This window comes from Ottowia cancrivicina, assembly GCF_029813755.1.
GTDB classification, from domain to species: domain Bacteria; phylum Pseudomonadota; class Gammaproteobacteria; order Burkholderiales; family Burkholderiaceae_C; genus Ottowia; species Ottowia massiliensis.
Genome location: NZ_JARVII010000002.1, coordinates 181116 through 207270, shown reverse-complemented (window position 1 = coordinate 207270; position 26155 = coordinate 181116). Strand labels below are relative to the sequence as shown.

The window sequence follows — 26155 nt, the reverse complement described above, 5'->3', positions numbered from 1 at the left end:
TTGGGTGCGATTGGGAGCTGTCTCAAGCTCAAGCCAGCGCCGCGCTCATGCGCCGGGCGCGCTTGGCGGCGCGCTTTGCCAGCCAGCTTTGCATCAGGCCAGCTTGGCGCGCAGTAATTCATTGACTTGCTGCGGGTTGGCTTTGCCTTTGCTGGCTTTCATGACCTGGCCGACCAGGGCGTTGAAAGCTTTGTCTTTGCCGGCGCGGTATTGCTCCACGTTGGCGGGGTTGGCGGCAATCACTTCGTCGATGATTTTTTCCAGTGCGCCGGTGTCGTTCATTTGCTTGAGGCCCTTGGCTTCAATGACGGCATCTGCGTCGCTGGCTTCGCCGCGCCAGAGGGCGTCGAACACTTGTCTGGCGGCGTTGTGGCTGATCGTGCCGTCTTGAATGCGCTGGATGATTTGCGCCAGTTGCTGCGCCGTGACCTGGGCCGATTCGATGCCGATTTCTTCGGCATTCAGGCGTTTGGAGATTTCGCCCATGACCCAGTTGCTGGCAAGTTTGGGCTGCCCGCTTTTTTGCGCGGCTTGCTCGAAATAGGCCGCCATTTGGGGCGATTGCGTCAGCGTGGCGGCGTCATATTCGGGCAAGCCGTAATCGGCCACGAATCGCTCGGCCATTTTGCGCGGCAATTCGGGCATTTGTGCGCGGGTTTGCTCTATCCATTCCGAAGAAATACATAGCGGCGGCAAATCGGGGTCGGGAAAATAGCGGTAATCGGCGCTGTCTTCCTTGGTGCGCATGGCGCGGGTTTCGCCCGTGTCGGGGTCAAACAGCACGGTGGCTTGCTGGATGGCGTGGCCGTCTTCCAGTTGCTCGATTTGCCAGCGGATTTCAAAATCAATCGCTTGCTGCATGAAGCGGAAGCTGTTGAGGTTTTTGATTTCGCGCCGCGTGCCCAGGGGCTGGCCGGGTTTGCGCACGCTCACGTTGGCGTCGCAGCGGAAGCTGCCTTCTTGCATGTTGCCGTCGCAAATGCCGATCCAGGTGACGATTTTGTGCAGCTCTTTGGCGTAGGCCACGGCTTCTTCGGTGCTGCGGATATCGGGTTCCGTGACGATTTCCAGCAGCGGCGTGCCCGCGCGGTTCAGGTCGATGCCGCTCATGCCCTGAAAGGCGTCATGCAGCGATTTGCCGGCGTCTTCTTCCAAATGCGCGCGCACCAGGCGCACGGTTTTGCGCACGTTTTTTTTGTCGCCATCCAGAAAAAAGGAAACTTCGCCGCCTTGCACCACCGGAATTTCAAATTGGCTGATTTGATAGCCCTTGGGCAAATCGGGGTAGAAATAATTCTTGCGGGCAAAAACGCTGCGCGGCGCAATATGCGAACCCAGCGCCAGCCCCAGTTTGATGGCGCAGGCCACCGCTTCGCGGTTCATGACCGGCAGCGTGCCGGGCAGGGCCATGTCCACCACGCTGGCTTGCGTGTTGGGCGCGGCGCCAAAAGCCGTGGATGCGCGGCTGAATATCTTGCTTTTGGTTTGCAGCTGGGCGTGCGTTTCAAAGCCGATGACGACTTCGTAGCCGTTGATGAGTTGGGCGTTCATATTGGGAGTTGGGCTTTTTCCAGAATGCGTTTGCTCAGCGTCTGAAAGTCGGCATGGGCCGCTCGCACGGTGGTGATTTGCGAGCCACTGACGCCGTCGGCGCTCTTGAGGTCGAACATGGGTTTGCGCACTTCCTGGCTGATGGGAACAATGCTTTTGTAATGGCGCAGCAGGGCCAGGCAGTAGGGGTCTTCTTTGATGTCGGGGATGTTTGCCGACTCTGCCGACAGGGCTTGGTTGAGCACGTATTGGCGGTAATCGCGTGGGATGCGATCCATCCACTGTGAATAGGCGCGCACGGGCCGCGACAGGCGCTCTTGGTGTTGCATAGCCACATAGCCCAGCACTTGCATATTGCCTTGCGGCAGAACGTAGTCGTCAAAGGCTTTGCCGCAGCGACGCGTGTGCCAGGATTTTTGCCAGGTGCGCAGTGTGGGGCCAATGTTTTGCAGACCGCGCAGCGAGAACAGATCGGCGCCCAGCACGGCAATGATGTGATCCGTACCAAGCAGAACGGAGCGGTTGATGGCGCCCAGATTGGGGCCGATGTCGAAGATCACGATGTCGGCTTTGCAGGCTTGCGCGCTTTGCTGGGCACAGCGCCAGAAGGCGGTGAGGATGTCGAAGGCGCGACCGTACACGTCCACCGAGTCAGAGTTGGCGTTGTTCCATTGCTCGGAGAGCTGGTCTTCAAAGGAAGACAGCAGCAGATCCCCAGCCAGTAAATGCAGCCGCTCGTGAATGGTTTGCAGCTCTGGTGCGGCGAAATCGCCTTTGCGCACCATGGGCTGCACGCTGCGGTAAATCGTGGTGATGCGCTTGGGGGCATCCCACAGCTTTTCCAGCGTTTCGTCAGAGAGGAAGGCGGCACTGAGATTTGCCTGGGGGTCGCAGTCAACGACCAGTACGCACTGTCCCAGTTGTGCGAGCATGTGTGCAACGTGGTAGACCAGAGTGGTTTTACCTACGCCTCCTTTGTTGTTGAAAAAGGTGAAAGTTGGCGTGGGCATTACCTGGCCTTGCGAATGGTGACCACAACCATGGTCTGGCTGATCTCGAACTCGGGCGCCGGGTTGCCGTTCTCGGCCAGCAGCTTGCGGGCGTTCTGGATGCCAAAGCCAAATTTCTGCACGAACTTGAGATTGAAAAGTACTTCTGCGATGACCGGGTTGCGGTAATCGGTAGCGTAGGGCTGGCCGAAGTTGTCCACCGTGACAGTGCCATACGGGCCGCCAGGGCTGGCGATTTCGATGCGGTCATCGAACCAATACACCCGCACAGGGGTGTTCGTGCCCTCGTAGTTGCGGTGCAGGATGGCATTGCGAAACAGTTGCTGCAAGGCGGCCAGGGGATAGTTGGCCTGCCTGCGTTCGCGGTCTTGCCCGGTGATGTCAACGGCGGTCTGAATATGGGCCTTGAAAATGGCCTCGGTGCTCTTGATTACGTCTTCCAGATTGCCGGTGATGCGATCTTCATTCACTACGTCGCCGCCGTGCACTGTGCCGACGTAGCGGATGAACTGCACGTAGGCGCCAGCCAGCCAGTCTTGCGGAGACAACCCGGTGGTTAACAGCCCAGCAACCGTGGGCACTGGCTGCTGGGCGCCGGTGCTGGCCATGCGGGTGGAAATCAGGCGCTCTTGCAGGCTTCGGCCATTGGCTTGCAGCACGTCTGGCGCGACGGCCTGGGGCAGGTAGGTTGAGAGGAAGTAGTTCTGGTTCAGATCTTCAAGAGATGCAGTGGGTATGCCTTCGCTGTCGAATGAGCGACTCGCGCGGGTGCGTCGACGCTCGCCCAGCAGGCGTTCATCTTCCTGGCTGGCCTGCTGCGTGCTGGCCGAAAGGCGCACCCAGATGCGCCCATCAAAGGATACGGGTGGCAGCGAGGAGGGTTGCACCATGATGGCAACCAACTTTTTGTTTTGCCAGGGTAGTACGCGCACCATCATGCTGGGCAAGGGTTGAATCCTGCCCTCGGAATGTATTTGGTCGATTTTTTGCAGCAAGGTGTCACTGGCATCAATACCGGTGACGCTACCGTCATCGGCCACACCCAGCATCACGACACCAGCCTGGCCGTGGCCGGCCAGATCGTTGGCAAATGCGCAAAGCGTCCTGCAAATCTTGTCCTTGTCGGCAAAGGACTGCTTGCGCTCCAGTCGCGAGGACTCGGGCGCCGTGACCAGTTCTAGCAATTGCGCGTCGGTATAAAACATGAACGTGTGTATGCGCGTGGCTCAAAACCCGGCGGGCGTTTGCAGGTGAAAGTCGGTGGCTTGCTGGAAGCGATGGGCCACGTTCAGCAGGCGGGCTTCCTGCAAATAGTTGCCTATTAGTTGCAGGCCCACGGGCAGGCCGTGTGCGCCAAAACCGGCCGGGACGCTCATGGCCGGCAGGCCGGCCAGGCTGGCGGGCAGGGTGTAGATGTCGGCCAGGTAGTCGGCCAGGGGGTCCTGGTGCGCGCCCAGGGCCCAGGCGGTGGTTGGGGCCACGGGGCCGGCGATGAGGTCGCAGTCCCTGAATGCTTGCTGGAAGTCGTCGGCAATCATGCGGCGCACTTTTTGCGCTTGCAGGTAGTAGGCGTCGTAGTAGCCGTGCGAGAGCACGTAGGCGCCAATCATGATGCGGCGCTTGACTTCGGGGCCGAAGCCTTCGGCGCGGGTGCGCTTGTACATGTCTTCCAGGTCGGCATAGTCTTTGGCGCGGTGGCCGAATTTCACGCCGTCATAGCGGCTGAGGTTGCTGCTGGCTTCGGCCGGGGCAATGATGTAGTAGACGGGAATGGCCAGCTCGGTGCGCGGCAGCGAGACGGGCACGAGGGCGGCCCCTTGCCGCTCGAATTCCTTGAGCGCGGCGTTGAGCGCCTGGCGCACGCCATCGGCCAGGCCGTCGCCGAAAAACTCTTTCGGTATGCCGATGCGCAGGCCCTTGAGCGGCGCGCCCAGCGATTGGGTGAAGTCTTCGGCGGGCATGTCCAGCGAGGTGGAGTCGTGCTCCACGTCGGGGCCGCACATGTGGGTGAGCAGCAGGGCGCAGTCTTCGGCGGTGCGGGCCATGGGGCCGGCCTGGTCAAGGCTGGAGGCAAAGGCAATCATCCCGTAGCGGCTGGCGCGGCCATAGGTGGGCTTGATGCCGGTGATGCCGCAAAAGCTGGCGGGCTGGCGGATGGAGCCGCCCGTGTCGGTGCCGGTGGCCGCCGGGGCCAGGCCCGCCGCCACGGCGGCGGCGCTGCCGCCGGAAGAGCCGCCCGGCACGCGCTGCGTGTTCCACGGGTTGAGCGCGGGCTGGTAGGCGCTGTTGCGGTTGGCGGACCCCATGGCGAATTCGTCGCAGTTGAGCTTGCCCAGGCACACGGCGCCAGCGTCTTTCAGGCGGCTGACCACGGTGGCATCAAAGGGCGAGCGGTAGCCTTCAAGCATCTTTGAGGCGGCGGTGGTGGGCCAGTCGCGGGTGACGAAGATGTCTTTGTGCGCGATGGGCACGCCCGCCAGCGCGGGGGCCTGGCCACGGGCCAGCAGGGCATCGGCCGCGCGGGCCTGGGCCAGCGTGGCTTCTTCGTCCACACTGAGGAACGCGCCCAGCGCCTCATGCTGGCGCATGCGGGCCAGAAAGTGGCGGGCGGCTTCTTCGGCGGAAAACTCTTTCTGGCGCAGACCGGCGGCCAGGCCGGCCACGGTGCGCAGGTGCAGATCGGGCTGGCTCATTCGATCACCTTGGGCACGAGAAACAGGCCGTCTTCCACGGCGGGGGCGCTGCGCTGGTTTTCTTCGCGGCTGCCGCAGGGCTGGACTTCATCAGGGCGCAAGCGAAGCTGCACGTCCTGCACGGCGGCCAGCGGGTGGGCCAGGGGTTCCACGCCCGTGGCGTCCACGGCGCGCATGGCTTCGACAATGCCGAAAAAGCCGTTGAGCTGGCCCATCAGGCGCTCGGCTTCGTCTGGCTGCACTTGCAAACGCGCCAAATGGGCGATGCGCTCAATATCCTGCAAATCAAGTGACATGGAAGGGAGAAATACCGCGTGTAAATGTGTGTGAAATGGCCCGCCAGGCGTTGTCTGCGCCCAGTTGCTGCCTAGGGGATGAAGTATTATCCGCCGCTACCCGCAACGCGCCTGAAAAGGCGCTTTTTTGCACCCATCTCCCCCCTTTTCACCAGAATTTTCTGCGGCCGCGCCTGCCGGCCAGGCGTGGCCGCGCCAAGGAAAGCATTTGCATGTTCGGTTTGTTCCGCCGGTATCTCTCCACCGACCTGGCCATTGACCTGGGCACGGCCAACACCCTCATCGTGGTGCGCGGCAAAGGCATCGTGCTCGATGAGCCTTCCGTGGTCGCCATCCGCCACGAAAGCGGCCCGCAGGGCAAGAAGACCATCCAGGCCGTGGGCCACGAAGCCAAGGCCATGCTGGGCAAGGTGCCCGGCAACATCGAAGCCATCCGCCCCATGAAAGACGGCGTCATCGCCGATTTCACCGTCACCGAGCAAATGCTCAAGCAGTTCATCAAGATGGTGCACGCGCGCGGCTGGTTCAGCAATCCGCGCATCATCATCTGCGTGCCCTGCGGCTCCACGCAGGTGGAGCGCCGCGCCATCCGTGAATCGGCGCTGGGCGCGGGCGCCTCGGAGGTTTATCTGATTGAAGAGCCGATGGCCGCCGCCATTGGCGCGGGTCTGCCCGTGAGCGAAGCCAGCGGCTCCATGGTGGTGGACATCGGCGGCGGCACCACCGAGGTGGGCGTCATTTCCCTGGGCGGCATGGTCTACAAAGGCAGCGCCCGCGTGGGCGGCGACCGTTTTGACGAATCCATCGTCAATTACATCCGCCGCAACTACGGCATGCTCATTGGCGACCCCACCGCCGAACTCATCAAGAAGGAGATTGGCAGCGCCTTTCCCGGCAGCGAGCTGCGGGAGATGGAAGTCAAGGGCCGCAACCTCTCCGAAGGCGTGCCGCGCAGCTTCACCATCAGCAGCAATGAAGTGCTGGAGGCGCTGTCCGAGCCGATCAACAGCATCGTCTCCGAAGTCAAGCGCGCGCTGGAAGAAACCCCGCCCGAGCTGGGCGCCGACATTGCCGAGCGCGGCATGATGCTCACTGGCGGCGGCGCGCTGCTGCGCGATCTGGACCGCCTGCTGGCCGAGGAAACCGGCCTGCCCGTGCTGGTGGCCGAAGACCCCCTGACCTGCGTGGTGCGCGGCTGCGGCATGGCGCTGGAAAACATGGACAAGCAAGGCGGCATCTTCGCCAACGAGTGAGCGCCTGTTTCAGGCCAGCCAGGCGGCGGACGCGCCTTTCAAAAGGCCCGCGCTTGCACGGAGATAATGCTTTTCGCGCGGGCTGACTGGCCTGTGAGCGCCTCAATGAAAGGCCGCAGCTTCGCTCTCGAATTCGTAGCAGCATCTCCAAATTACACTAGGACGCCACGGTTTTTCGCCCCTCTGAATCTGCTCCTTTTTTCTGATGCAGAACAGCCCGCCCGCTCCAGCCGCCCACTGCCGCCAGCCGCTGCCGCCAGCCTGCTTCGTCCATGCCGTTTGAACCTTACGACCACTCGCCTCCGCCGTTCTTCCGGCGCGGCCCGTCGGTTGTCTCCCGGCTTCTCATTTGCGTGGCGCTGGCGCTGGCGCTGATGGTGGCCGATGCCCGGTTCGACCTCATGCAGCCGCTGCGCGCCGCCATTGCCGCCGTGCTCTACCCCGCGCAATGGCTGGCCTTGCAGCCCGTGCAATGGGCGCGCAACGGCTACGGCTACCTGACCGAGCTGAAAACCGCGCAAAAAACCGAGGAAGCCGCCCGCGCCCGCCTGGCCGAACAATCGCGCCGCGCCGGGCAAGTCGAGCAGCTCCTGCTGGAAAACGAACGCCTGCGCCAGCTGCTGGCCCTGCGCGAGCGCACCAGCACGCCCGCCACCGCCGCGCAAGTGCTCTATGACGCAACCGACCCCTACACCCGCCGCGTCATCATCGACAAAGGCAGCGCCCAGGGCATTCAGCCCGGCTCGCCCGTCATGGACGAATCAGGCGTGCTCGGCCAGGTCACGCGCGTCTATCCCTTCGTGAGCGAAATCACCCTGCTCATCGACCGCGACCAGGCCATTCCCGTCATCAACACCCGCTCCGGCGTGCGCAGCGTGGCCTATGGCGACCCCGCCCCGCGCAGCGGCCTGATGGAGCTGCGCTACACCTTCGCCACCGAAGACATGCGCGAGGGCGATTTGCTCACCACCAGCGGCATCGACGGCATCTACCCGCCCGGCCTGCCCGTGGCCCGCGTGCTGGCCGTTGACCGCCAGGGCGAAGCCACCTTCATGCGCGTGCAATGCGCGCCCGTGGCGGCCCTGCACGGCGTCACCCACGTCATGGTCTTGCAGCCCGTGCGCTTTGAGCAGCCCGCCCCAGATGCCAGCGGCGCGCCAGCCGGGAGAACTTCATGATCATGCGCACAGGCCAGCCGCTGCTGCTGCCCGTCTCGCCCGCCTTCATCTGGATCACGCTGGGGCTGGCCTTTCTCGTCAATCTGCTGCCGCTGGGGCGGCTGGTGTGGATGCCCGACGTGCTGGCCGTCGTTCTCGTGTTCTGGAACGTGCACCAGCCGCGCCACGTGGGCCTGGCCGCCGCCTTCGTCTTCGGCCTGTGCCTGGACGTGCACCAGGCCGCCTTGCTCGGCCAGCATGCGCTGGCGTATTCGGCGCTGAGTTTTGCCGCCATCGCCTTGCAGCGCCGCATTCTGTGGCTGCCCGTGCTGGCCCAGGCGCTGCAACTGCTGCCGCTGTTCGCCCTCTCCTACGCGCTCATCACCCTCGTGCGGCTGATCGCCGGCGGCGTCGCCCCCGGCTGGCTCACCCTGCTGGCCCCGCTGCTTGAAGCCGCCCTGTGGCCCGTGCTCACCTGGCTGCTGCTGGCTCCCCAGCGCCGCGCGCCCAACCCGGACGCCGACCGCCCCCTTTGAGAGACTGTTCACAGTCTGCCCGCAGGCGCGGAAAGTGTGAATCAGAACCTACAGCGGCAAAAAGCGCAGCACGCGCGCGCCGTCTTCGGGGTCGGTCAGCACGCGCAGGCGCACTTCAAACACCTGCTCCAGCAAATCGGCTTGCAGCACGTCGTCGGGCGCGCCTTCGCACACCAGGCGGCCTTGCTGCATCACGGCCAGCCAGTCGCAGTGGCGGGCCTGGTTGAGGTCGTGAATGGCCATGACTTTGGTGCCGGGCAGGCGGTGAATGAGCTGGCCGAGCGCGAGCTGGTGGTGGATGTCCAGGTGGTTGCCCGGTTCATCCAGCAGCAGCACGCTGGTTTGCTGGGCCAGGGCGCGGGCGATGTGCACGCGCTGGCGCTCGCCGCCGGAGAGGGTGTTCCACACGCGGCCCTTTTTTTCGGCCATGCCCACGTCGGCCAGGGCTTGTTCGACGATGGCGTCGTCGCGCGCCGACCAGGTTTGCAGCGCCGACAGCCAGGGCGTGCGGCCCAGCTCCACGGCGTCTTGCACGGTAATGGCGTCTTGCGTGTCGGCCATTTGCGAGACGAGGGCGAGCTGGTGCGCGATCTGGCGGCGCGTGAGGCGCTGCATGGGCTGGCCGCCCAGCAGCACTTCGCCCGATTGCGGCTGCGTCACGCCTGCCAGCAGGCGCATGAGGCTGGATTTGCCCGAGCCGTTGGGGCCGATCAGCCCCACCGTCGCGCCCGCGCGCACGGTGAGCGAGACGCCGCGCACGATGGGCGCGCCGCCGCGCGTGGCGCCCCAGACCAGATCGCGCCCTTGCAGGGCGGGCAGGGCCGTGCCGGTTGGCGAACTGGCCTGCAAGCTGGTTTGCAGATGGGTTTGCGGATGGGTTTGCGTGCTCATGAGCGGCCTCCCTGGCGCTGGCGCAGCAGCATCAGCGCGAATATGGGCGCGCCCACCAGCGAGGTGATGACGCCAATGGGCAGCACTTGCCCGGCTATGAGGATGCGCGAGACCACGTCTGCCGCCACCAGAAACACCGCGCCCAGCAGCGCGCTGGCTGGCAGCAGGCGGCTGTGGCGCACGCCCACCAGCAGCCGCGCCACGTGCGGTATGACTAGCCCCACAAAGCCGATGGCTCCGGCCACCGACACCATGACGGCCGTGACCAGCGCCGCCGTGAGCAGCAGCACGATTTGCACGCGCCGCACGGGCACGCCCAGCGCGGCGGCCGATTCGGTGCCGAAGATGAAGGCGTCCAGTGCGCGCGCAAACCACAGGCACGCCAGCACGCCTGCCACGGCCACCGTGAGCGTGAGCCACACGCTGGGCCAGCGCGCGCCCGAGAGGCTGCCCAGCAGCCAGAACATGATGCCGCGCGCCTGCTCGGCGCTGCCCGATTTGGTGATGATGAGCGAGGTGAGCGCGTTGAAAAGCTGCGAGCCGGCAATGCCCGCCAGCACGATTTGCCCGCTGTTGTGCAGCCCGCCGCCGCCGGCGGCGTGCGCCAGCAGCGCCACCAGCGTGAAGGCCAGCACTGCGCCGCCAAAGGCGCCTGCCGTCATGGAAATGGCGCCCGCGCCCAGCCCCGCCACGGTCACCAGCACCGCGCCGGTGGAAGCGCCCGCCGAAATGCCCAGCAAATACGGATCGGCCAGCGCGTTGCGCAGCAGCGATTGCAGGATGACGCCCGACAGCGCCAGCCCCGTGCCGCAGCACATGGCGACGATGGCGCGCGTGAGGCGGTAGTTCCACACGATGCCCTGGTCGATCGGATCGACCGCGTAGCCAGCGCCGAAAAGCTGGTTGGCCAGCACCTGCCGCACCATCTCCAGCGGAATGCGCGTTTCGCCAATGGCCGTGCCCAGCAGCAGCGTGACGGCCAGCACGGCCGCCGCACCCAGCGTCAGCAAGGCGATGCGCAGCCACGTCCGGGCGGTTGAATGAGTTGTCATGAGAGGAAAAGACGGAGAGGGTCGCAGGAAAACGGCCGCGCAGGCCCCGCGCCAGGCAAGCGCGGGAAACCGGAAAAAAGCCCCGCCAGGCGGGGCTTTCATGCGGCGCGTTACTTCTTGAGCTTGAGCACCGCGTCGGCAATCTGGTCCATGCCGCTGGCCATGCGGATGGAGCCTTGCAGCGCGTCGGCGTCCACGATCACGATGCGATCGTTCTTGACGGCGTCCATTTCCTTGGCGACCGGATCGGTTTTAAGAAATTCGAGCTTTTTCTCGTAGTCGTCAGCCGGAAAGCGGCGGCGGTTCATGCGGGCGATGACGATGACCGAAGGATTGGCCTTGGCAATGGTTTCCCAGCCCACGGTGGGCCACTCTTCATCCGACTGCACGATGTTGCGCAGCCCCAGCGTGTTCAGCATGTAGCCGGCCACGCCCTTGCGGCCCGCCACGTAGGGGTCCACCGCCAGATCGGCGCTGGAAAACCACAGCACGGCCGAGAGGTCTTTCAGGTGCGCGTTTTTCACCTTGGCGATGGCCTTGGCCTCACGCTCCTTGAGTTCCTTGACCAGCGCCTCGCCCTTGGGCTGCACGCCAAAAATGGCGGCCAGCTGCGTGATGCTCTTGTAGAGCGTGTCCACATGGAAAGCCGTCTTGCGTGTGCCGTCGGCGCCGGTTTCGTTGTCCTTGCCCTCGCAGTCGGTGGGCATGGCATAGACGGGGATATTGATTTCCTTGAACTGCTCGCGCGTGCCGACCACGCCGTTTTTGCCCACCATCCACTCGAACTGCGAAACCACCAGGCCGGGGCGCTTGTTGATGACTGATTCAAAACTCGGAATGTCATCGGCCAGGCGCGGCACCTTGGCGTTGATGCTTTCGAACTGCGGCTGCACCGGGTTGAACCACAGCGCCGTGCCCACGACCTTGTCGCCCACGCCCAGCGCGTAGAGCATTTCAGTGCCCGCCTGGCCAATGGTGACGGCAGACTTGGGCGCCTGCTCGAATTGCAGCGTCACGCCGCAGTTGTCAATCTTCACGGGATGGCTGGCCGCCTGCGCGGCCTGGCTGGCGGCCAGACCTGCGGCCAGCAAGGCGGCAGCGGCAACGAAGCGAGAGGTTTTCATGGGGGGTTCCTTCCAAAAAGCCGCTAGTGAACGCCCGCCGTACAGCAGGCTGCGCATCCGCTGGCAGCAAACACAAAAAAAGCCCCGGCAAGCGCCAGAGCGGGCGCGATTGTAGGCAGACATCAGGAATGACTTTCATCTGCCGCCGGCCCCGGCGGCGGAGACAATGCGCGCCGCCGCTCCCTGGCCCCTCGTCTTCACACTGTTTTCGCATGAACACCTACATCGCCACCTGCCGCGACTGGCCGCAGGGCAACGCCGGGCTGCAAGCGCTGGCCGCCGCCTTGCGCGCCACGCTCGCGCCCTGGCAGGACATCCGCCCCGCCGCCCTGGCCGCCCAGCCTTCTCCTGCCGCCGTGCTGCCTCTGGCCGCATGGGACTACAGCGAAACCCCGGACGCTTTTCGCGACTGGCTGCGCGCCTTGCAAGCCGCAGGCGCGCGCGTGTTCAACCCGCCCGCGCTGCAACTGTGGAACATGGACAAGCGCTACCTGTGCGAGCTGGCCGCGCGCGGCCTGCCCGTCACCCCCAGCCTGGCGCTGCTGCCGCAGCACGCGCCCGATTGGGCGCGGCGCGTGGCCGAATGCGGCTGGCCGCGCCCGGTCGTCAAGCCGCTCATTGGCCAAAGCGGGCGCGGCGTGCGCCGCCTGACTGAAGGCGAAGCGCCTGCGCTGGCCAGCTACCCGCAAGGCGCGCTGCTGCAACCTTTCGTGCAGGCCAGCTTCGGCGAGGTCTGCCTCATTTACCTGGCCGGGCGCTACTCGCACGCCGCGCGCCGCCGCCTCGCGCCCGGCGAGTGGCGCGCCAACTCCGCCTATGGGGCGCAAATCGAGTCTGTCACCCCCCGCCCGGAATGGCTGGCCTGCGCCGAAGCCGCCTTGCGCTGCCTGCCCGAGCCGCCGCTTTACGCCCGCGTGGACGGCCTCATCAGCGAAGGCGGCAGCGGCGAAAGCGGCTTTTCCATCAACGAAGTCGAACTCATCGAACCCGCGCTCTACCCCCAGCTGCGCCCCGCCTTCGCGCGCGAGCTGGCCGCCGCGCTGGCAAGCAGACTGGCATCCTGAGAACCGGAAGAAAACATGCCCTCCCCTGACCTTCAACAAGCCCAGCGGCGCATCGACGAAATCCAGTCCCTCTACCGCCAGTGGCTGCGCCTGCTGCCCGCGCTGCAAGCCGCCCAGCGGCAGTGGCGGCAGGCCAGCGGCCTCATGCGCCAGCTGGAAGACTTTTACGAGCAGGAATACGGCCCCCTGAACCAGGCCATTTCGGCGGGCCTGCCCGTTGATTTGCGCACCGAAGGCGAATACAGCGTGATGAGCGAAGACGCGCTCTACGACGCCTTCGGCGAGCGCCAGAACCTGGCCTGGGCCTGGATGCGGCTGGCCATGAAAGACCTGGACCGCTGGGGCGAAAGCGAAGAACAAGACGCCCAGGACGCGGCCCCGCCCGAAGGCTGACTCTGGCCGCCCCCGCCTCTTTCCCGCCTATTTCTCCAGCGGCAGCGCCGGCTGCGCCGGCTGCGCCGCCTGCCCCAGCGCCTGCATGAACGACTTGGTCAGCAAGCCGCCATGCGTCAAACCGGTAAAGACGACGTAGCCGACGCTCAAGCCATGCCCGGCCAGGCGCTGGGCCAGCTGCGCCGCCGCTTCAGGCGGCACGGCGCGGGTCATTTCCTCGCGGCGCGCCAGCATGGCGGCCTGCTGCGCGTTGGCGGGCCGCTTGTCATCGGCGCGCCCGCTTTTCTGAATCAGCATCCACCGGCCGCTGAAGGCGGAGCGCTCAAGCCGCTCCAGCGCCTGCTGCGCGTATTGCAGCATCAGGCCCTTTTGCCACCACAGCGAAGGATCGGCGGCGATATAGCGCGTGAACGCCTGCGGCTGATTCAGCAGGGTGTAAAGCACGAACAGCCCGCCATACGAATGCCCCCACAGCGTCTGCCGCTGCGCATCGGTGCGCGCCAGCTGCTCCACGCGCGGCCTGACTTGGCGCTCGATGAAGCGCAAAAACGCCGCCGCGCCGCCATTGACGCGCTCCTTTGCCACCGGATCGGGCAGGGGCTGGCCTTGCGGACCAGGCGGGGTGTAGTCCCAGGCGCGGGCGGCGGTGTCAAAACGCCGCTCGGTCGGATAGCCGATCAGCACCAGCAGCGGCAGCTGCTCCAGCGGCGGCCGCAGGCGGGCGGCGGGCAGAAATTCAAGCAGCGCATTGCCATCCAGCGCATAAAGCGCGGCAAAGCCGCCTTCAGGCGGCGCGGCCTTCGGAACGGCCACAAACACGCGGTGTGGGCGGCCGTCTTCGTCATTCAAATCAAAACGGTGAAAAGCGTAGCCCTCATGCTCGCTGGTGAGCACGCTGGTGTCGGCCAGGCGGCTGATTTCGTTATTGACCGGCGGCTCGGGCGGCGCGGCAAAAACGGCCGTGGCCGCCAGCAGAAAAAGAGCGGGCAAGAATTTCAGCATTTTCCGGTTCCGGCAGGCAAATGAAGCGGGCGATTGCAGGCCGGAAGAATAATGCGTTTTGCATTCGGCGGATTTCATGTCTGCACAATGGATAAGGCGATTTTCGGCATGATTTGCCTGCCGAAAATCGATGTGTGAAACCGGCGGGCCATCATTGCGTTGCATCTTATTTTGATTATCTGGTTTTCAAATGGCGCTCAATCGCCAGACCGCACGCCATTGGGCAAGGCGCAGGGCATCAAAAAGAAGAGCAGACCTTCCATTCCATAAACAGCCTTGGCGCGCAACCTTCCTGCGCTGGAAGCTGCCAAAGCAGGGGCAAAAATGACGGCGCAAGCTTGAATTCGCCGCGCCGTATTTTTCCTTTCTTTTCACGGCGCGCATCGTCTGGACCGTATGAGTGAAAACCCATTCCCAGCCGCGCCAGGCGCAATGCCTGCTCGCTTGCGAATCATGGGCCGCCGCGCAGCCTGAAAATCCGTTTCAACGGCATGCCACTCGCCTTCTGCCATGCCGCTGGCAGGCGTTATCCGCAAATGAAAATGGCGGATGGGCCATCTTCCGTTGCGCCGCCAGCGGGGCAAGGCCGATGCCGGTTTTTTCATGCATGAGCGGCAAGCCGCAACCTGCCCGCTGGCGCCATGCCGAACCGGGAGGGAAAGCGGAGTAGAAAGGAAGATTCCGCTCCTTGATTCATAGCATGATGTCCTAGTGGAATGTGCGCAACTCCAGTTTTCAGGCTCCTGAATTTGCTCCTTTTTTTGGGCATCAGCTTCGCTCGGCCATCGGGCTGGCAAAGCCTGGTGAAACCACCTGGCGCTGTTCGGGCCGCCTGGCCATGGCTTTGGAAAGCGACAGATGCAGCGCGAACGTGATGATGAGCGCCGCCAGCCCTGACGGAAAGTCAAACGGCAGCGGCAGCTTGTACTGGAACGCCACGCCCGCCACGGCTCCGGCGCTGAATGAGAGGATGGCGGGCCAGCGCACGGGCGGCATGTCGTTGGGGTTGGCCGTGGCGTATTCGGCGCGGCGCACGAAGTAAAAGTCCGCCAGGATGGGGCCGGCCAGCGGCACGAAGGCCGCGCCCAAAATGGTGATGAAGTGCCCGAAAAGATGGCTGTAAAAGCCCAGCGCCCCCAGCACGGAGCCAAGAGCGCCCACGATGATGACAATGCGCCCGCGCGGCCAGCGCGCGCCCAGCGATTCGGCGCTAGGCCCCACATACAGCGCGTTGCAGTACAGCTCGGACATATTGGTCGTCCACAGCGCCAGCACCCACAGCGCCACGCCCAGCACGGTGAGGATGACGCCCTTTTGCACCATCCAGGCGATGAAGTCCGAATTGCCCGTGGCCACCGCCCCCAGGTAGCCCACCACATTGAGCAGCGGATTGGTGAGCACGAAGCAGGCCGCCGCGCCCACCAGCACGTGCGCGGCGTTTTTCGCGTAGCGGAAGATGTCCACGCCCATGATCACGCCCGCAATCCACGCGCCAATCAGCACTGTGACGGCCGTGCCGGGCGTCATGCCCGAGCGTGTGGCCGCCTGCCGCAGCACCGCGCCCATGCCGCCGGCCTCGCCCACCATCATCACGGCCACCACCACGGCCACCACCAGCACGAAGGGCGTGGCCGCCGACGAAATCTTCTCGATCGCGGCAATGCCCCGCCAGGCCGAGTAGGTGAACACCGCGCCCCACAGCAGGCACAGCAGCACGTATTCAAGCGACAGGCCATTGACCACCGTCACGCCCGTCACATCGCCCAGCGCCGCCTTGAAAATGTCGCCCACCATGCCGGTGATGGAAGCGAACCAGCCCAGCGTCAGGCAGGCCATGATGAGCATGGGCAGCACCATGCCCTTGCGCCCGTAGGAAATGCGCGAAATCAGCGAAAGATTCAGCCCCGTGCGCATGGCCGCGTAACCCAGCAGAAAAGTCAGCGCCAGCAGCAGCCCCTCGCCCGTGGCAATGGCCAGCAGCGCCTGGCCAAACGGCATGCCCGGCTGGCCGCCCTGGCCCGCCAGCTGCCCGCCCACGATCAGCCCCGTGGGCACATAGCCAAAGCCCACCCAGATGGCGAACATGGCCCACCAAGAGCGGCGCGCGCCGCGCGGCACCGGCTCCAGCATGAACTCCTCATTGCCTTGCGGCTCCTGGCGGCCGCTGGCTGCGGGCAGATCAGACACTTTTTCACTCCTTGCGAAATGGCGTTGCAAAGCACGGCATCTTGCGCTCGAAATGGCCTCTTGTAACTTGTGGGTATTCACAATGTGATTGGCGTTTTTCCGCTTCCTAGAATCCGGCTGTTTCCACCCACAGAGAAAGGCCCATGCCATGCCCAGCCCGGAACAAATCGCCAAAAACCACTGGTACCGCAACGACGACCTGCCCGGCGTCAGCGGCCCCGAGCGTGAAATCATTGGCTACGGCGAGCGCCCGCCCCGCATCCGCTGGGACGGGGGCGCCAAAGTCGCCATCAACATCGTCGTCAATTACGAAGAAGGTTCCGAAAAAACCTTCGCCATGGGCGACCACATGAATGACGGCATGTACGAGCTGCCCTTCAACGTGGACGACCAGCGCGATCTCGCCAAGGAATCCATGTACGAATACGGCTCGCGCGCCGGCGTGTGGCGGCTGCTGCGCATCTTTGACCGCTGCCAGGTGCCCGCCACCTTCTTTGCCGCCGCCGTGGCGCTGGAGCGCAACCCCGAAGTCGCCCGCAAGCTCAACGAACGCGGCGACGAAGTCGTCGGTCACGGCTACCGCTGGATTGACCACTACGAATACTCGCGCGAAGAAGAAAAAGCCCTCATCAACCTGGCGATGGACTCGTTCCAGAAAACCCTGGGCCGCCAGCCCAGCGGCTGGTACTGCCGGGAAATGTCCGTCAACACCCGCGAGCTGCTCGTGGAAGACGGGCGCTTTCTCTACGACTCCGACTACTACGGCGACGACCTGCCGCACTGGACCTTCATCAACGGCAAATCCCACCTCATCGTGCCCTACTCGCTGGTCACCAACGACTGCCGCTACATCATGGGCACCGGCTTTGCCGCCGCCTCCGACTTCGTGGAAATGGCCTCGCGCACGCTTGACCAGCTGCTCGACGACGGCGACGACTGCGGCCGCATGATGTCCATCGGCCTGCACCCGCGCATCACCGGCAACCCCGCCCGCGCCAACGGCCTGGCCGAATTCATCCGCTACGCGCAGTCCAAGAAAGACGCTGTCTTCATGCGCCGCGACGCCATCGCCCGCAAATTCATCGAACAAGTGCCCCGCCCCGCCACCCCGGCCGACCGGCCCAACCGCTGAGCCGCCCCCGCCACCAAAGCCTGCCCTCCCCCGGCAGGCTTTTTTACGCCTGCCGCGCCACCCGCCACAGCAGCCAGCGCAACAGGCAGCGAAAAGAGAGGCGCCAATTCGCTTCTGAATCCATAGCATGATGTCCTAGTAGAAAGAGCGCAGACGCTGTTTTTTCGTCCCTTTAATTTGCTCCTCCTTTTGATGTGAATGCCGCCGCGCAGGCGCTGGCGCCGCCTGGCGGCGGGCCGCGCTGCACCACAATCGCCCCCGGCTTCCGCCCCGCTCCCATGCGCCATCGCATGCGAAAAGGGCGGCGGCCAGCTTGACAGGTGCCCCAAGGCTGCTTTCTTGCGGTCAAAGGGTTAAACGGGAAGCAGGTGCGCGTCTTCCAGGCCATGCCGCAACGGCATGCGCCCGGGCCGCAAAGCCTGCGCTGCCCCCGCAACGGTCAGCGGAAACCAAACCCCGACAGCCAGCGCGCCCCTCGCGCGCGGCAGCCACTGCGCTTCTTGCCCTGAGCCATTCAGGGCTGGCGCGGGAAGGCCGGGGCCTCGCAGCAAGCCAGGCGCGCCTTCGCCAGAAGCCGCGCGCCGCCTGCGGCGGTCCGCAAGCCCGGATACCGGCCTGCCCTCAAGCCTTTCCGTCGGCGGCTGCGGGCGTGCGGCTGGCCGGCCAAGGCCCATGCACCTGCCATGCCGCAAGGCGCGCGCCGTTTGCCGCGCCGCCGTCTCGCATGACTTTCGCGCTGCCCGGCCCTGACCGCGCTTTTGCTCCCGCCTGCGCTGCCTTTTGGCAACCCACGCCGCTCGCGGGAGAAGCGGGCGGCCAGGAGATCAGCGCATGTTCCACGCTCTACCCCCGGCCTCTGCGGCGCAGTCCGCCCGTGGCCTCATCCACAGTCATTCCCGCCGCCATTTCCATCGCCGTTCGCGCTGGCTTTTCAACGCTTTCGCGGCCCTCGCGCTGGCCTGCGCCGCGCATGCGCCCGCGCCCGCCTGGGCCAAAACATGGGAGGTGAAGATGCTCAACCGCAACGCCACCGGCCCCATGCCCTTCGAGCCGGACTATCTGCACATCGCCCCTGGCGACAAGGTGAAATTTCTCGCCGTTCACAACGGTCACAACGCTGCCTCCATTCCCGGCATGGCCCCCGAGGGCGCGCCGTCCTTCACGGGCAAGATCAACGAGGAAATCGAGGTGGCCTTCGAGCAGCCGGGCCTCTACGGCGTGCGCTGCATGCCGCACTACACCATGGGCATGGTCATGCTCATCCGCGTGGGCGACGGCCCCGGCCCGCAGCAGATGCAGATTCCGCCCGAAGTGCCCGCCGCCGCGCAAAAGCGCTTTCACGAAATTGCCGCCCGCGCCCAGCAGGCTGGCGAGTGAGCCGCGCGCGGGTGAAGAAGAGCAGCAGGCGGCAGTGAAAAAGGGGGCACGGAAATGGCCGGAAGGCCAGCACCGTATTTGCTCCCGAATCCATAGCGTTAGGTCGCGATGGAGACTGCGCCATGCGGTATTTTTTGCCTCTCTGCATTTGCTCCTGTTTTTGCGCTAAAGGCCCCGCTCCACCTTTCAGCCGCCCACGCTGGCTGCGGCTTGGGAAAAGGGTTGAGGCCCAAGGCGGGGCGGCCGCTTTATCCGGCCTGCGGCAGCAGGCGGCGCAGGCGGGCCACTTCTTCCATCAGGTCGGCGGTGAGGGCGGCCAGCTGGGGGTCGGCGTCAAAGGCGCGCTCCAGGTGGGCGATGCGGCGCGCGCGGGTGAGGGCGGCGCTGGCAAAGCGCCAGGTGGCGGCGCTGTCACCGCTCACCGGCTCCAGCACGCCAGCCTGCACGCGGGCGCTGACCCATTCGAGCGTCATGTGGCAGCCGCCGGCCAGGGTTTGCGGGTCGAGCGCGTCATCGGCCATCAACTGGGCGGCGCTGGCAAGGGTGTCGTCAAAAAGGGTTTGCATGCGTGTTCTCTCCTTCAGGCTCGGCGCGGATTGAAGTCGGGGTAGGCGTCGCGCAAGGCGGCCCAGGCGGCTTTTTGCGGCTCGGTCACGGCGCTGGGCACCGCCACTTGCAGCTCCAGATACAGATCGCCCGGCGCAGTGGCTGACGGGATGCCCCGGCCTTTGAGGCGCAGTTTGCGCCCGTGGCCGCTGCCTTCGGGCACGGTGACGGCGATGGCCTTGCCGTCGGGCGTGGTGATTTCGATGCTGCCGCCCAGCGCCGCTTCCCACGGGGCCACGCGCACTTTCAGCGTGACGTCGCGGCCTTGCACTTGCCAGCGCTCATCGGGGCGCAGGCGCACTTCCAGAAACAGGTCGCCCGCTTCGCCGCCGCCCAGGCCCGGATGGCCTTGCCCGGCCAGGCGGATGAGCTGGCCTTCTTTCACGCCTTGCGGAATTTTCACGCGCAGCGTGCGGTCAGCGGACTGAAGCTCGCCTTTTTCGTTCACGCGGCTGCCGCGCAGGGTGATGTGGCGTTCGGCGCCGTGGTAGGCGTCGGCCAGGTCCAGCTCGATGCGGGCGTGTTCGTCGCGCCCTTTTTGCGGGCCGGATGCACGGGCGGCCCGCGCCTGGCGCGCCTGGCCGAACATCTGCTCGAAAAAGTCGCTGAACTGGCCTGCGTCTTCACCGGTGTAGCCTGAAAAATCGCCTGTGAAGTGGTGAAAGCCGCCCGCGCCGCCTTCCGCGCCAAAACCTGAGCCAAAGCCCGCGTTCCAGTCGGGCGGCGGGCGCACGTCGTCGCCGGAGCGCGCGCCTGCGGCCCAGGCTTGTGCGCCCACGCTGTCATAAATCTTGCGTTTTTCGGCATCGCCCAGCACGGTGTTGGCCTCGTTCACCTCGGCCATGCGGGCAGCGGCGTCTGGCTCTTTGCTCACGTCGGGGTGGTATTTGCGGGCCAGGCGGCGGTAGGCTTTTTTGATGTCGTCCTGGCTGGCGCTTTTGTCCACGCCCAGGATCTGGTAGTAGTCCTTGAATTGCATGGCTTTCTACATGGAGTTGGGAAAAGGGGTTTCAACGCGGAAGGCCCTGCGGGAAAACGGGCCTGATTGTCGTGTGCGCGGCAAGCCCCGCCTGCCTGTGAGACTCGCGCCTGGATTCAGCATCAAATGGGCCGTTTGCGCCCGTGCAGACTGGGCTTGCAGCTATGGTTTCAATAGTAGGCGGAAGGCGCTTCAGCGCCGCATCGGCACGGCCAGCAAGGCGGCGGAAAGAATCATGGCGCCGCCTGCCAGCGTGCCCGTGGCAAGGGCAGCGGCGCCCAGCGCCACGGACGAGACGCTGGCGAACACCACTTCGGCCAGCATGATGAGCGAGGCCGTTTGCGCGGGCAGGTGCGCCGTGCCGTATTGCAGGGCCATGTTGCCCGTGAGCAGCGCCGCCGCCAGGCCCAGCGCCCAGGGCAGCCAGCCGGCCCAGTTGGCCAGGGCAGGCGGCGCGGCCAGATGGGCGGCTTGCGCGGCCAGCGCCACGCCAGTGGAGACGATGGCGCTGCCCAGAAACATGGCGAAGGTGCGCGCCGTGGCGGGCGTGCCGCGCCAGCGGCGCAGCAGCACGCCTGTCAAGGCAAAGGAAAAGCCCCCGGCGATGGCCAGCCAGTCCGCCTGGCTTTCGGGCCAGGGCCAGGCCATGCCGGGTTTTTTGAGCACCAGCGTCACGCCCGCCAGCGCCAGCGCCAGGCGCAGCAGCGCGCCCGCCGTGGGGCGCTCGCCCAGCAGCGCCCAGGCCAGCAGGATGGACCAGGCGGGCATCAGATAAAAAAGCAGCACCACGCGCATCACGTCGCCCACGGTGACGGCCCAGTTGAAGCAAATGTTGGTCAGCCCCGCCGCAAGGGCCAGCGCGGCCAGCTTGGGATGGCGCGCCAGCTCGCCCAGCACGCGCGGCCGCCACGCCAGAAACAGCGCCACGCCGCACACATACACGAACACGGTGCTCCACAAGGGATGCGAGCCGTGCTCGCGCAAGGCGCGAAAGGGCAGCCAGGAAGTGCCCCAGATGAAGGCGTTGAACAGCAGCACCAGCGCGGGCAGCGCGGCATTGGCGGGCCGCGCCACTGGCGCCGGGGCGGACTTCATTGCCCCTGTCCCCCGTGGCTGCTGTGGCGGTCGCTGCGGGCCGCTTGCAGCAGGCGCTGCACTTCGCTGCCGTGGCAGCGCAGGTTGCGCGCATGCCAGAGCCAGATGCCCAGCATGACCGCCGCCACCAGGCCGCCAAACAGCCCCAGCGCCAAAAAGACGGACATGCCCGCCCCCATTGCCAGGCTGTACAGCCCGCCCAGGCCGAGGATGCACGCCTGCTCGTTGAAGTTCTGCACGGCGATGGAGCGGCCCGCGCCCATCAGGTTGTGGCCGCGATGCTGGAGCAGCGCATTCATGGGCACCACGATGTAGCCGCCCAGCGCGCCCAGCGCGATCAGAAACGGCACGGCCACCCACAGGTGGCGCACGAACACCATCGCCCCCACCAGCAGCCCCATGACGATGCCCAGGGGAATCACGCCCGGCGCCTTGTCCAGCCGCACGCGCACGGAAGCAAGAACCGCTCCGGCTGCCGTGCCCAGCGCCACCACGCCCACCAGGCTAGCCGCCTGCGTGGTGCCGTAGGCCAGCGCCGCGCCCGCCCAGGCCAGCACGATGTAGCGCATGTTGCCCGACACGCCCCAAAACAGCGTGGTGGACGCCAGCGACACCTGTCCCAGCCTGTCGCGCCACAGCAGCGCGTTGCAGCGCCAGAAATCGGGCAGCAGCGCCAGCGCGTTGCGCGGCATGGGGTGCATCTCCACGCCTGTTTTCGGAATGTGCAGGTTGAACCAGGCCGCCAGCACGTACACCAGCGTCAGCGCGGCAATGGCGGCGTGCGGCGCGCTGCCCAGGCCCAGCGTTTGCGCGGTGGGCATTTGCAGCAGCCACTGCGAAACCGCCGGCCCCACCAGCTGCCCGCCCAGCAGCACGCCCAGGATGATGGAGCAGATCGTCAGCCCCTCAATCCAGCCGTTGGCCCGCACCAGCTGCGAAGGCGGCAGCAGCTCGGTCAGGATGCCGTACTTGGCGGGCGAGTAGGCCGCCGCGCCCAGCCCCACCACGGCGTAAGACAGCAGCGGGTGGCTGCCAAACAGCATCATCAGGCAGCCCGCAATCTTGATGGCGTTGCTGATGAACATGACGCGCCCCTTGGGCTGCGAATCGGCGAACGCGCCCACCCACGGCGCCAGCGCCACGTAAAACAGCGCAAACATCGGCACCAGCGCCGCGCCCTGCCATTCGGGCGCGCCATCGGCCTTGAGCAGCTCCACCGCCGCGACAAACAGCGCGTTATCGGCCAGCGAGCTGCAAAACTGCGCCGCCATGATGGTGTAAAAGCCCCGCTTCATGAAGCTGCGTGCGCGGGGCGCGCCTGTCGTTGTGTCAAGGGAACCGCCTGTTTGCGTGGGAAAAAAATGCGGCGGGTTATATCACGCGCCCCCTGCGCGGCGGCCCGTGGGAAAGACGGCAAAAAAGCGGCTGAAAAACGGAGCGCGGCCCTCATTCGTCCTTCATTCGCCCTTGGCGGCCTGCGTCAGCGCGGCGGTGTTGTGACGCATCATGTCCACGTAAGTGGCGGCGGGGCCATCTGCGGGCGAGAGGGCGTCCGAATACAGCGCGCCAGCGGGGCGGATGCCGGTTTCGCGCGCAATCTGCTCCAGCAGGCGCGGGCTGGCCAACTGCTCGACGAACAAGGCGCGGATTTTTTCGGCCCTGATCTGGCGGATGAGGCGGGCCACGTCCTGCGCGGAAGGCTCGCTGTCGGTGCTGACGCCCTGCGGCGCGAGAAACTGCACGCCGTAGGCGCGCGCGTAGTAGCCAAAGGCGTCGTGCGAGGTGATGACCTTGCGCCGCGCGGGCGGCACGCCCTGCCAGGCGGCACGGATGCCGGCGTCCAGCCGCGTGAGTTCGTCCAGGTATTTCGCGGCGTTGTCGCGCCAGACGGGGCAGTTGGCGGGGCGGGCGGCGCACAGGCCATCGGCAATGTTGCGCACGTAGCGCATGGCGTTGGGCACGCTCTGCCAGGCGTGGGGGTCCTGGCCGCCGTGGGCGTGATCGTGATGACCGTGGCCGTGCTCATGCTCATGCTCGTGGCCGCCGCCCTCGCCGCCTTCTTCGCTGGCAATGGGTTCGATGCCCTGCGTGGCCACCACGAGCGCGCCCTTGTAGCCGGCGGCCTGCACCAGCCGGTCGATCCAGCCTTCAAAGCCCAGGCCATTGACGAACACCAGATCGGCGCGCCCCAGCGCGCGCGCGTCGGCGGGCGTGGGCTGGTAAACGTGCGCGTCGCCGCCAGCGGGCACGAGCGGCTGCACGCTCACCTGCGGGCCGCCCACCTGCCGCACCAAGTCGGCCAGGATGCTGAAGCTGGCAACCACGCGCAGCGGCGGCTCTTCCTGCCCGGCATGGGCGGGCGCGGCGGCCAGCAGCACGGCGGCGATCAGGGCGGAAGGCGCAAGGGGTTTCATGAGAGGAATTCCTTTGAAGCGTGAAAAGAAGCCAGAAATCATCAGAAAGAGGAGCAAATTCAGAGGGGTATAAAACGCAGTTGTCGCAATGGATACGGGGACTTCATGCTATTGATTAAAGAGCGAATTGAAGGCTTTCAGAACCGCTCCCCCCGTCCGCGCCACAGGCCATGCCGCCCCAGCGCAAGGCTGGCGGCATACAGCGCCCCCAGGCACAGCACGATGACGGGGCTGGCGGGCCAATCCAGGTGATACGACAGCAGCAGCCCCGCCACGCTGGCGGCCAGCGCCATGCCGGCCGCCAGCGCCAGCAGGCCGCCCAGGCTGCGCGCCCACAGGCGGGCGCTGGCGGCCGGCAGCACCATGATGCCCACGGCCATGAGCGTGCCCAGCGCGTGAAAGCCCGCCACCAGGTTGAGCACCAGCAGCGCCAGAAAGCCGTAATGCGCGGCGGCGCTCCAGCGCGGCGACACGCTGCGCAAAAAGCCGGGGTCCATGCACTCGGCGGCCAGCGGGCGCAGCAGCAGCGCCAGCGCCGCCAGGGTGAAGCCGGTGATGCCGCCAATGAGCCACAGCGCCGCGTCATCGAGCGCCAGCACGGTGCCAAAGAGCACGTGCAGCAAATCCACATGGCTGCCGCGCGTGGAGACGATGAGCACGCCCAGCGCCAGCGAGAGCAGGTAGAAGGCGGCCATGCTCGCGTCTTCGCGCAGCACCGTGGAGCGCGCCACCACGCCCGAGGCCACGGCCACCAGCAGCCCGGCCAGCGCGCCGCCCGCCGTCATGGCCGGCAGCGACAGGCCCGCCAGCAGGTAGCCCACCGCTGCGCCGGGCAGGATGGCGTGCGCCATGGCGTCGCCCGTCAGGCTCATGCGGCGCAAAAGCAGGAACACGCCCACCGGCGCGCAGCCCAGCGACAGCGCCACGCACCCGGCCAGCGCCCGGCGCATGAAGCCGAATTCCAGAAACGGCCCCGCCAGCAGCGCCCACAGGCTGGCATCCGCAGCGGCTGGCGTCATGGCGCGGCCCCTTGGCAGGCCATGCCGGCTGGCTCGCCAGACCCATCGGGCATGCGCAGCCGCAGCAGGTTTTGCGGCGTGAGCACCGACTGCGTGGGGCCATAGGCCAGCACGCGCCCGGCCAGCAGCAAGGTTTGCGTGAAAGCCTGGCGCACCTGCGCCAGGTCATGCAGCACGGCCAGCACCGTTTTGCCCTGCGCCTGCCAGCCGCGCAGCAGGGCCAGCAAATCCCGGCACGTGCGCTCGTCCATCGCGGCGAAAGGCTCATCGAGCAGCAGCACCGGCGCGTCTTGCAGCAGCAGCCGCGCAAACAGCGCCCGCTGCATTTGCCCGCCTGAAAGCTCGTGCAGGCGGCGCTGCGCTAAATCGCCCAGCCCCACTTGCACCAGCGCCGCCTGGCAGCGCGCGCGCTGCGCCGCCGTCAGCTGCCCCAGCGCGCCCGTTTCGTGCCACAGCCCCAGCGCCGCCAGCTCCAGCACCGTGGCCGGAAAGCTGCGATCGAGCGTGCCTTGCTGCGGCATGTAGGCCACGCGCGCGCCAGCCAGCCCTTCCATGCGCCCGCGTAAGGGCGCAAGCAGCCCCGCCAGCGCCTTGATCAGCGTGGACTTGCCCGCGCCGTTCGGCCCCACCACCGCCAGCAGCGCCCCTGGCTCGATGGTCAGCGACACATCTTGCAGCGCCACGCGGCCTTCATAGCCCAGCGTCAGCTCATGCAGGGTGATGCGCGGCGTCATGCCTGTTGCCGTCATGGCCGGGTCACTGAACGGGCGAGACGGCCCAGGCCAGCAGCCCCAAAAGCCCCGCGCACGCCAGCAGCGCCCACAGCAGCCGCCGCGCGGCAGAAGCCAGCAGCAAGCTGGCGGCAGGCGTGGCAGGCAATGGATGAGGCAATGAATCCGGCGGGGGCGGGGCCGAAGACGCGGCCTGGGCGGGAACAGGAGCGGGCATGAATCGTGGGCGCTTCGGGCCGCCGCGCCAGCGGCGCAGGCAGGCCGCTGCCAGCGGAAAAGAGGCGCGGATGATACCCGCGCCGTTATCGTGTAACCCGCGTATGGCCCGCAGGCGCCAAAGCGTGAGGGCCAAAACGCGGGGGCAAAACGCGGGGGGCAAAACGTGAGGGCTAAAACGTGAGGGCCAAAAGCGCGGCCCCGGACGGCCTGGGTGTTGCAAAAACAATAGCTGCCCGCGCTGATTCCATCAGGGCTTGCGGCTTATTTGGCCCGTTTCATAGCCTGTTTTTTCGCCAGAATCGCCGCTATGCCCGCCTTCCGGCGTCAACAGTCCCAGAACCTGCAACCCTCTCGCAAACCTTCGCCTTGAAAAC

Annotated in this window: 26 protein-coding genes and 1 riboswitch; of the genes, 7 read left to right on the top strand and 19 right to left on the bottom strand. The window is 66.0% G+C overall.

Features of this window, described 5'->3' with window-relative positions:
- Positions 1-93: 93 nt before the first annotated feature.
- From gatB to gatC, 5 genes are read right to left on the bottom strand one after another with little or no spacing between them, the layout of a single operon-like run.
- Entirely contained in the window at positions 94-1551 is a 1458-nt protein-coding gene (gene gatB / locus QB898_RS02220) for an Asp-tRNA(Asn)/Glu-tRNA(Gln) amidotransferase subunit GatB (protein WP_279523616.1), read from the bottom strand.
- The gene (locus QB898_RS02215) at positions 1548-2561 is read right to left on the bottom strand and encodes a ParA family protein (RefSeq protein WP_279523615.1); all 1014 of its coding nucleotides are present in this window, start codon (positions 2559-2561) and stop codon (positions 1548-1550) included. The genes gatB and QB898_RS02215 overlap by 4 nt, the downstream gene beginning before the upstream one ends.
- Positions 2561-3766, bottom strand: coding sequence for an ATP-binding protein (locus tag QB898_RS02210; RefSeq protein ID WP_279523614.1), 1206 nt, complete (start codon positions 3764-3766; stop codon positions 2561-2563). The genes QB898_RS02215 and QB898_RS02210 overlap by 1 nt, the downstream gene beginning before the upstream one ends.
- A 21-nt stretch (positions 3767-3787) precedes the next feature.
- Positions 3788-5254, bottom strand: a complete 1467-nt coding sequence (gatA, locus tag QB898_RS02205; protein WP_279523613.1) for an Asp-tRNA(Asn)/Glu-tRNA(Gln) amidotransferase subunit GatA — start codon at positions 5252-5254, stop codon at positions 3788-3790.
- Positions 5251-5550, bottom strand: coding sequence for an Asp-tRNA(Asn)/Glu-tRNA(Gln) amidotransferase subunit GatC (gatC, locus tag QB898_RS02200; protein WP_050715297.1), 300 nt, complete (start codon positions 5548-5550; stop codon positions 5251-5253). Before gatC ends, gatA begins: the two co-directional genes overlap by 4 nt.
- A gap of 212 nt (positions 5551-5762) precedes the next feature.
- Between gatC and QB898_RS02195 the strand changes: the two genes are divergently transcribed.
- The 3 genes from QB898_RS02195 to mreD all read left to right on the top strand — a co-directional run bounded on the left by QB898_RS02195 (position 5763) and on the right by mreD (position 8496).
- A complete protein-coding gene (locus tag QB898_RS02195) occupies positions 5763-6803 on the top strand; it encodes a rod shape-determining protein (RefSeq protein ID WP_050715298.1) in 1041 nt (346 codons plus the stop codon).
- A 272-nt stretch (positions 6804-7075) separates the two neighbouring features.
- Complete coding sequence (gene mreC, locus QB898_RS02190; RefSeq protein WP_050715299.1) at positions 7076-7981, top strand: rod shape-determining protein MreC; 906 nt, start codon at positions 7076-7078, stop codon at positions 7979-7981.
- The gene (gene mreD, locus QB898_RS02185) at positions 7978-8496 is read left to right on the top strand and encodes a rod shape-determining protein MreD (RefSeq protein WP_050715300.1); all 519 of its coding nucleotides are present in this window, start codon (positions 7978-7980) and stop codon (positions 8494-8496) included. The genes mreC and mreD overlap by 4 nt, the downstream gene beginning before the upstream one ends.
- Positions 8497-8544: 48 nt before the next feature.
- Here mreD and QB898_RS02180 read toward each other — a convergent pair whose 3' ends face one another.
- The 3 genes from QB898_RS02180 to QB898_RS02170 all read right to left on the bottom strand — a co-directional run bounded on the left by QB898_RS02180 (position 8545) and on the right by QB898_RS02170 (position 11563).
- Positions 8545-9387, bottom strand: a complete 843-nt coding sequence (locus QB898_RS02180) for an ABC transporter ATP-binding protein (protein ID WP_279523612.1) — start codon at positions 9385-9387, stop codon at positions 8545-8547.
- Entirely contained in the window at positions 9384-10439 is a 1056-nt protein-coding gene (locus QB898_RS02175; RefSeq protein ID WP_050715301.1) for a FecCD family ABC transporter permease, read from the bottom strand. Before QB898_RS02175 ends, QB898_RS02180 begins: the two co-directional genes overlap by 4 nt.
- Positions 10440-10549: 110 nt before the next feature.
- Positions 10550-11563 (bottom strand): ABC transporter substrate-binding protein, encoded by a 1014-nt coding sequence (locus QB898_RS02170; protein ID WP_279523611.1) that lies wholly within the window; start codon positions 11561-11563, stop codon positions 10550-10552.
- Between the two features lie 212 nt (positions 11564-11775).
- Here QB898_RS02170 and QB898_RS02165 point away from each other — a divergent pair, with 212 nt between their 5' ends.
- Together QB898_RS02165 and QB898_RS02160 are read left to right on the top strand one after the other, a co-directional pair.
- Complete coding sequence (locus QB898_RS02165) at positions 11776-12627, top strand: ATP-grasp domain-containing protein (protein WP_279523610.1); 852 nt, start codon at positions 11776-11778, stop codon at positions 12625-12627.
- Positions 12628-12642: 15 nt separating this feature from the next.
- Complete coding sequence (locus QB898_RS02160; RefSeq protein WP_279523609.1) at positions 12643-13020, top strand: DUF4298 domain-containing protein; 378 nt, start codon at positions 12643-12645, stop codon at positions 13018-13020.
- Positions 13021-13047: 27 nt separating this feature from the next.
- Here the strand turns inward: QB898_RS02160 and QB898_RS02155 are convergent, their stop codons facing one another.
- The 3 genes from QB898_RS02155 to QB898_RS02145 all read right to left on the bottom strand — a co-directional run bounded on the left by QB898_RS02155 (position 13048) and on the right by QB898_RS02145 (position 16209).
- Complete coding sequence (locus QB898_RS02155; RefSeq protein ID WP_279523608.1) at positions 13048-14022, bottom strand: alpha/beta hydrolase; 975 nt, start codon at positions 14020-14022, stop codon at positions 13048-13050.
- Positions 14023-14208: 186 nt separating this feature from the next.
- A complete protein-coding gene (locus QB898_RS02150; RefSeq protein WP_279523607.1) occupies positions 14209-14406 on the bottom strand; it encodes a hypothetical protein in 198 nt (65 codons plus the stop codon).
- A gap of 384 nt (positions 14407-14790) precedes the next feature.
- Positions 14791-16209, bottom strand: coding sequence for a purine-cytosine permease family protein (locus QB898_RS02145; protein WP_279523606.1), 1419 nt, complete (start codon positions 16207-16209; stop codon positions 14791-14793).
- Between the two features lie 148 nt (positions 16210-16357).
- Here QB898_RS02145 and QB898_RS02140 point away from each other — a divergent pair, with 148 nt between their 5' ends.
- Complete coding sequence (locus tag QB898_RS02140; protein WP_050715306.1) at positions 16358-17341, top strand: polysaccharide deacetylase family protein; 984 nt, start codon at positions 16358-16360, stop codon at positions 17339-17341.
- A 315-nt stretch (positions 17342-17656) separates the two neighbouring features.
- Positions 17657-17974, top strand: a riboswitch (cobalamin riboswitch).
- A gap of 198 nt (positions 17975-18172) precedes the next feature.
- Positions 18173-18718, top strand: coding sequence for a pseudoazurin (locus QB898_RS02135; protein WP_279523605.1), 546 nt, complete (start codon positions 18173-18175; stop codon positions 18716-18718).
- A 248-nt stretch (positions 18719-18966) separates the two neighbouring features.
- Here the strand turns inward: QB898_RS02135 and QB898_RS02130 are convergent, their stop codons facing one another.
- From QB898_RS02130 to QB898_RS02095, 8 genes are all read right to left on the bottom strand, one after another.
- Entirely contained in the window at positions 18967-19284 is a 318-nt protein-coding gene (locus tag QB898_RS02130) for a chaperone modulator CbpM (protein WP_279523604.1), read from the bottom strand.
- Between the two features lie 14 nt (positions 19285-19298).
- Positions 19299-20303: a DnaJ C-terminal domain-containing protein gene (locus tag QB898_RS02125; protein ID WP_279523603.1), complete on the bottom strand. Its 1005-nt coding sequence runs from the start codon at positions 20301-20303 to the stop codon at positions 19299-19301.
- 192 nt (positions 20304-20495) lie between these two features.
- On the bottom strand, positions 20496-21398 hold the full coding sequence (locus QB898_RS02120) for a DMT family transporter (protein WP_279523602.1): 903 nt from the start codon (positions 21396-21398) through the stop codon (positions 20496-20498).
- Complete coding sequence (gene lplT / locus QB898_RS02115) at positions 21395-22693, bottom strand: lysophospholipid transporter LplT (RefSeq protein ID WP_050715309.1); 1299 nt, start codon at positions 22691-22693, stop codon at positions 21395-21397. The genes QB898_RS02120 and lplT overlap by 4 nt, the downstream gene beginning before the upstream one ends.
- 162 nt (positions 22694-22855) lie before the next feature.
- Positions 22856-23812: a metal ABC transporter substrate-binding protein gene (locus tag QB898_RS02110; protein WP_279523601.1), complete on the bottom strand. Its 957-nt coding sequence runs from the start codon at positions 23810-23812 to the stop codon at positions 22856-22858.
- A gap of 137 nt (positions 23813-23949) precedes the next feature.
- Positions 23950-24831 carry a metal ABC transporter permease gene (locus QB898_RS02105; RefSeq protein ID WP_050715310.1) on the bottom strand — a complete coding sequence of 294 codons (882 nt, stop codon included), beginning with the start codon at positions 24829-24831 and terminating at the stop codon, positions 23950-23952.
- Positions 24828-25580, bottom strand: coding sequence for a zinc ABC transporter ATP-binding protein AztA (aztA, locus tag QB898_RS02100; RefSeq protein ID WP_279523600.1), 753 nt, complete (start codon positions 25578-25580; stop codon positions 24828-24830). The genes QB898_RS02105 and aztA overlap by 4 nt, the downstream gene beginning before the upstream one ends.
- 7 nt (positions 25581-25587) lie before the next feature.
- On the bottom strand, positions 25588-25779 hold the full coding sequence (locus QB898_RS02095; protein ID WP_279523599.1) for a hypothetical protein: 192 nt from the start codon (positions 25777-25779) through the stop codon (positions 25588-25590).
- Between the last annotated feature and the right edge of the window lie 376 nt (positions 25780-26155).

Coding starts and splice junctions, on each gene's coding strand:
- QB898_RS02135 (WP_279523605.1), top strand. CDS start 18,173: ATGTTCCACGCTCTACCCCCGGCCTCTGCGGCGCAGTCCGCCCGTGGC.
- QB898_RS02170 (WP_279523611.1), bottom strand. CDS start 11,563: ATGAAAACCTCTCGCTTCGTTGCCGCTGCCGCCTTGCTGGCCGCAGGT.
- QB898_RS02150 (WP_279523607.1), bottom strand. CDS start 14,406: ATGCGCGCCGTGAAAAGAAAGGAAAAATACGGCGCGGCGAATTCAAGC.
- QB898_RS02210 (WP_279523614.1), bottom strand. CDS start 3,766: ATGTTTTATACCGACGCGCAATTGCTAGAACTGGTCACGGCGCCCGAG.
- QB898_RS02195 (WP_050715298.1), top strand. CDS start 5,763: ATGTTCGGTTTGTTCCGCCGGTATCTCTCCACCGACCTGGCCATTGAC.
- aztA (WP_279523600.1), bottom strand. CDS start 25,580: ATGACGGCAACAGGCATGACGCCGCGCATCACCCTGCATGAGCTGACG.
- QB898_RS02140 (WP_050715306.1), top strand. CDS start 16,358: ATGCCCAGCCCGGAACAAATCGCCAAAAACCACTGGTACCGCAACGAC.
- gatC (WP_050715297.1), bottom strand. CDS start 5,550: ATGTCACTTGATTTGCAGGATATTGAGCGCATCGCCCATTTGGCGCGT.
- mreD (WP_050715300.1), top strand. CDS start 7,978: ATGATCATGCGCACAGGCCAGCCGCTGCTGCTGCCCGTCTCGCCCGCC.
- QB898_RS02125 (WP_279523603.1), bottom strand. CDS start 20,303: ATGCAATTCAAGGACTACTACCAGATCCTGGGCGTGGACAAAAGCGCC.
- QB898_RS02110 (WP_279523601.1), bottom strand. CDS start 23,812: ATGAAACCCCTTGCGCCTTCCGCCCTGATCGCCGCCGTGCTGCTGGCC.
- QB898_RS02130 (WP_279523604.1), bottom strand. CDS start 19,284: ATGCAAACCCTTTTTGACGACACCCTTGCCAGCGCCGCCCAGTTGATG.
- QB898_RS02155 (WP_279523608.1), bottom strand. CDS start 14,022: ATGCTGAAATTCTTGCCCGCTCTTTTTCTGCTGGCGGCCACGGCCGTT.
- QB898_RS02165 (WP_279523610.1), top strand. CDS start 11,776: ATGAACACCTACATCGCCACCTGCCGCGACTGGCCGCAGGGCAACGCC.
- gatB (WP_279523616.1), bottom strand. CDS start 1,551: ATGAACGCCCAACTCATCAACGGCTACGAAGTCGTCATCGGCTTTGAA.
- mreC (WP_050715299.1), top strand. CDS start 7,076: ATGCCGTTTGAACCTTACGACCACTCGCCTCCGCCGTTCTTCCGGCGC.
- QB898_RS02175 (WP_050715301.1), bottom strand. CDS start 10,439: ATGACAACTCATTCAACCGCCCGGACGTGGCTGCGCATCGCCTTGCTG.
- QB898_RS02215 (WP_279523615.1), bottom strand. CDS start 2,561: ATGCCCACGCCAACTTTCACCTTTTTCAACAACAAAGGAGGCGTAGGT.
- QB898_RS02105 (WP_050715310.1), bottom strand. CDS start 24,831: ATGACGCCAGCCGCTGCGGATGCCAGCCTGTGGGCGCTGCTGGCGGGG.
- lplT (WP_050715309.1), bottom strand. CDS start 22,693: ATGAAGCGGGGCTTTTACACCATCATGGCGGCGCAGTTTTGCAGCTCG.
- QB898_RS02160 (WP_279523609.1), top strand. CDS start 12,643: ATGCCCTCCCCTGACCTTCAACAAGCCCAGCGGCGCATCGACGAAATC.
- gatA (WP_279523613.1), bottom strand. CDS start 5,254: ATGAGCCAGCCCGATCTGCACCTGCGCACCGTGGCCGGCCTGGCCGCC.
- QB898_RS02180 (WP_279523612.1), bottom strand. CDS start 9,387: ATGAGCACGCAAACCCATCCGCAAACCCATCTGCAAACCAGCTTGCAG.
- QB898_RS02095 (WP_279523599.1), bottom strand. CDS start 25,779: ATGCCCGCTCCTGTTCCCGCCCAGGCCGCGTCTTCGGCCCCGCCCCCG.
- QB898_RS02120 (WP_279523602.1), bottom strand. CDS start 21,398: ATGAAGTCCGCCCCGGCGCCAGTGGCGCGGCCCGCCAATGCCGCGCTG.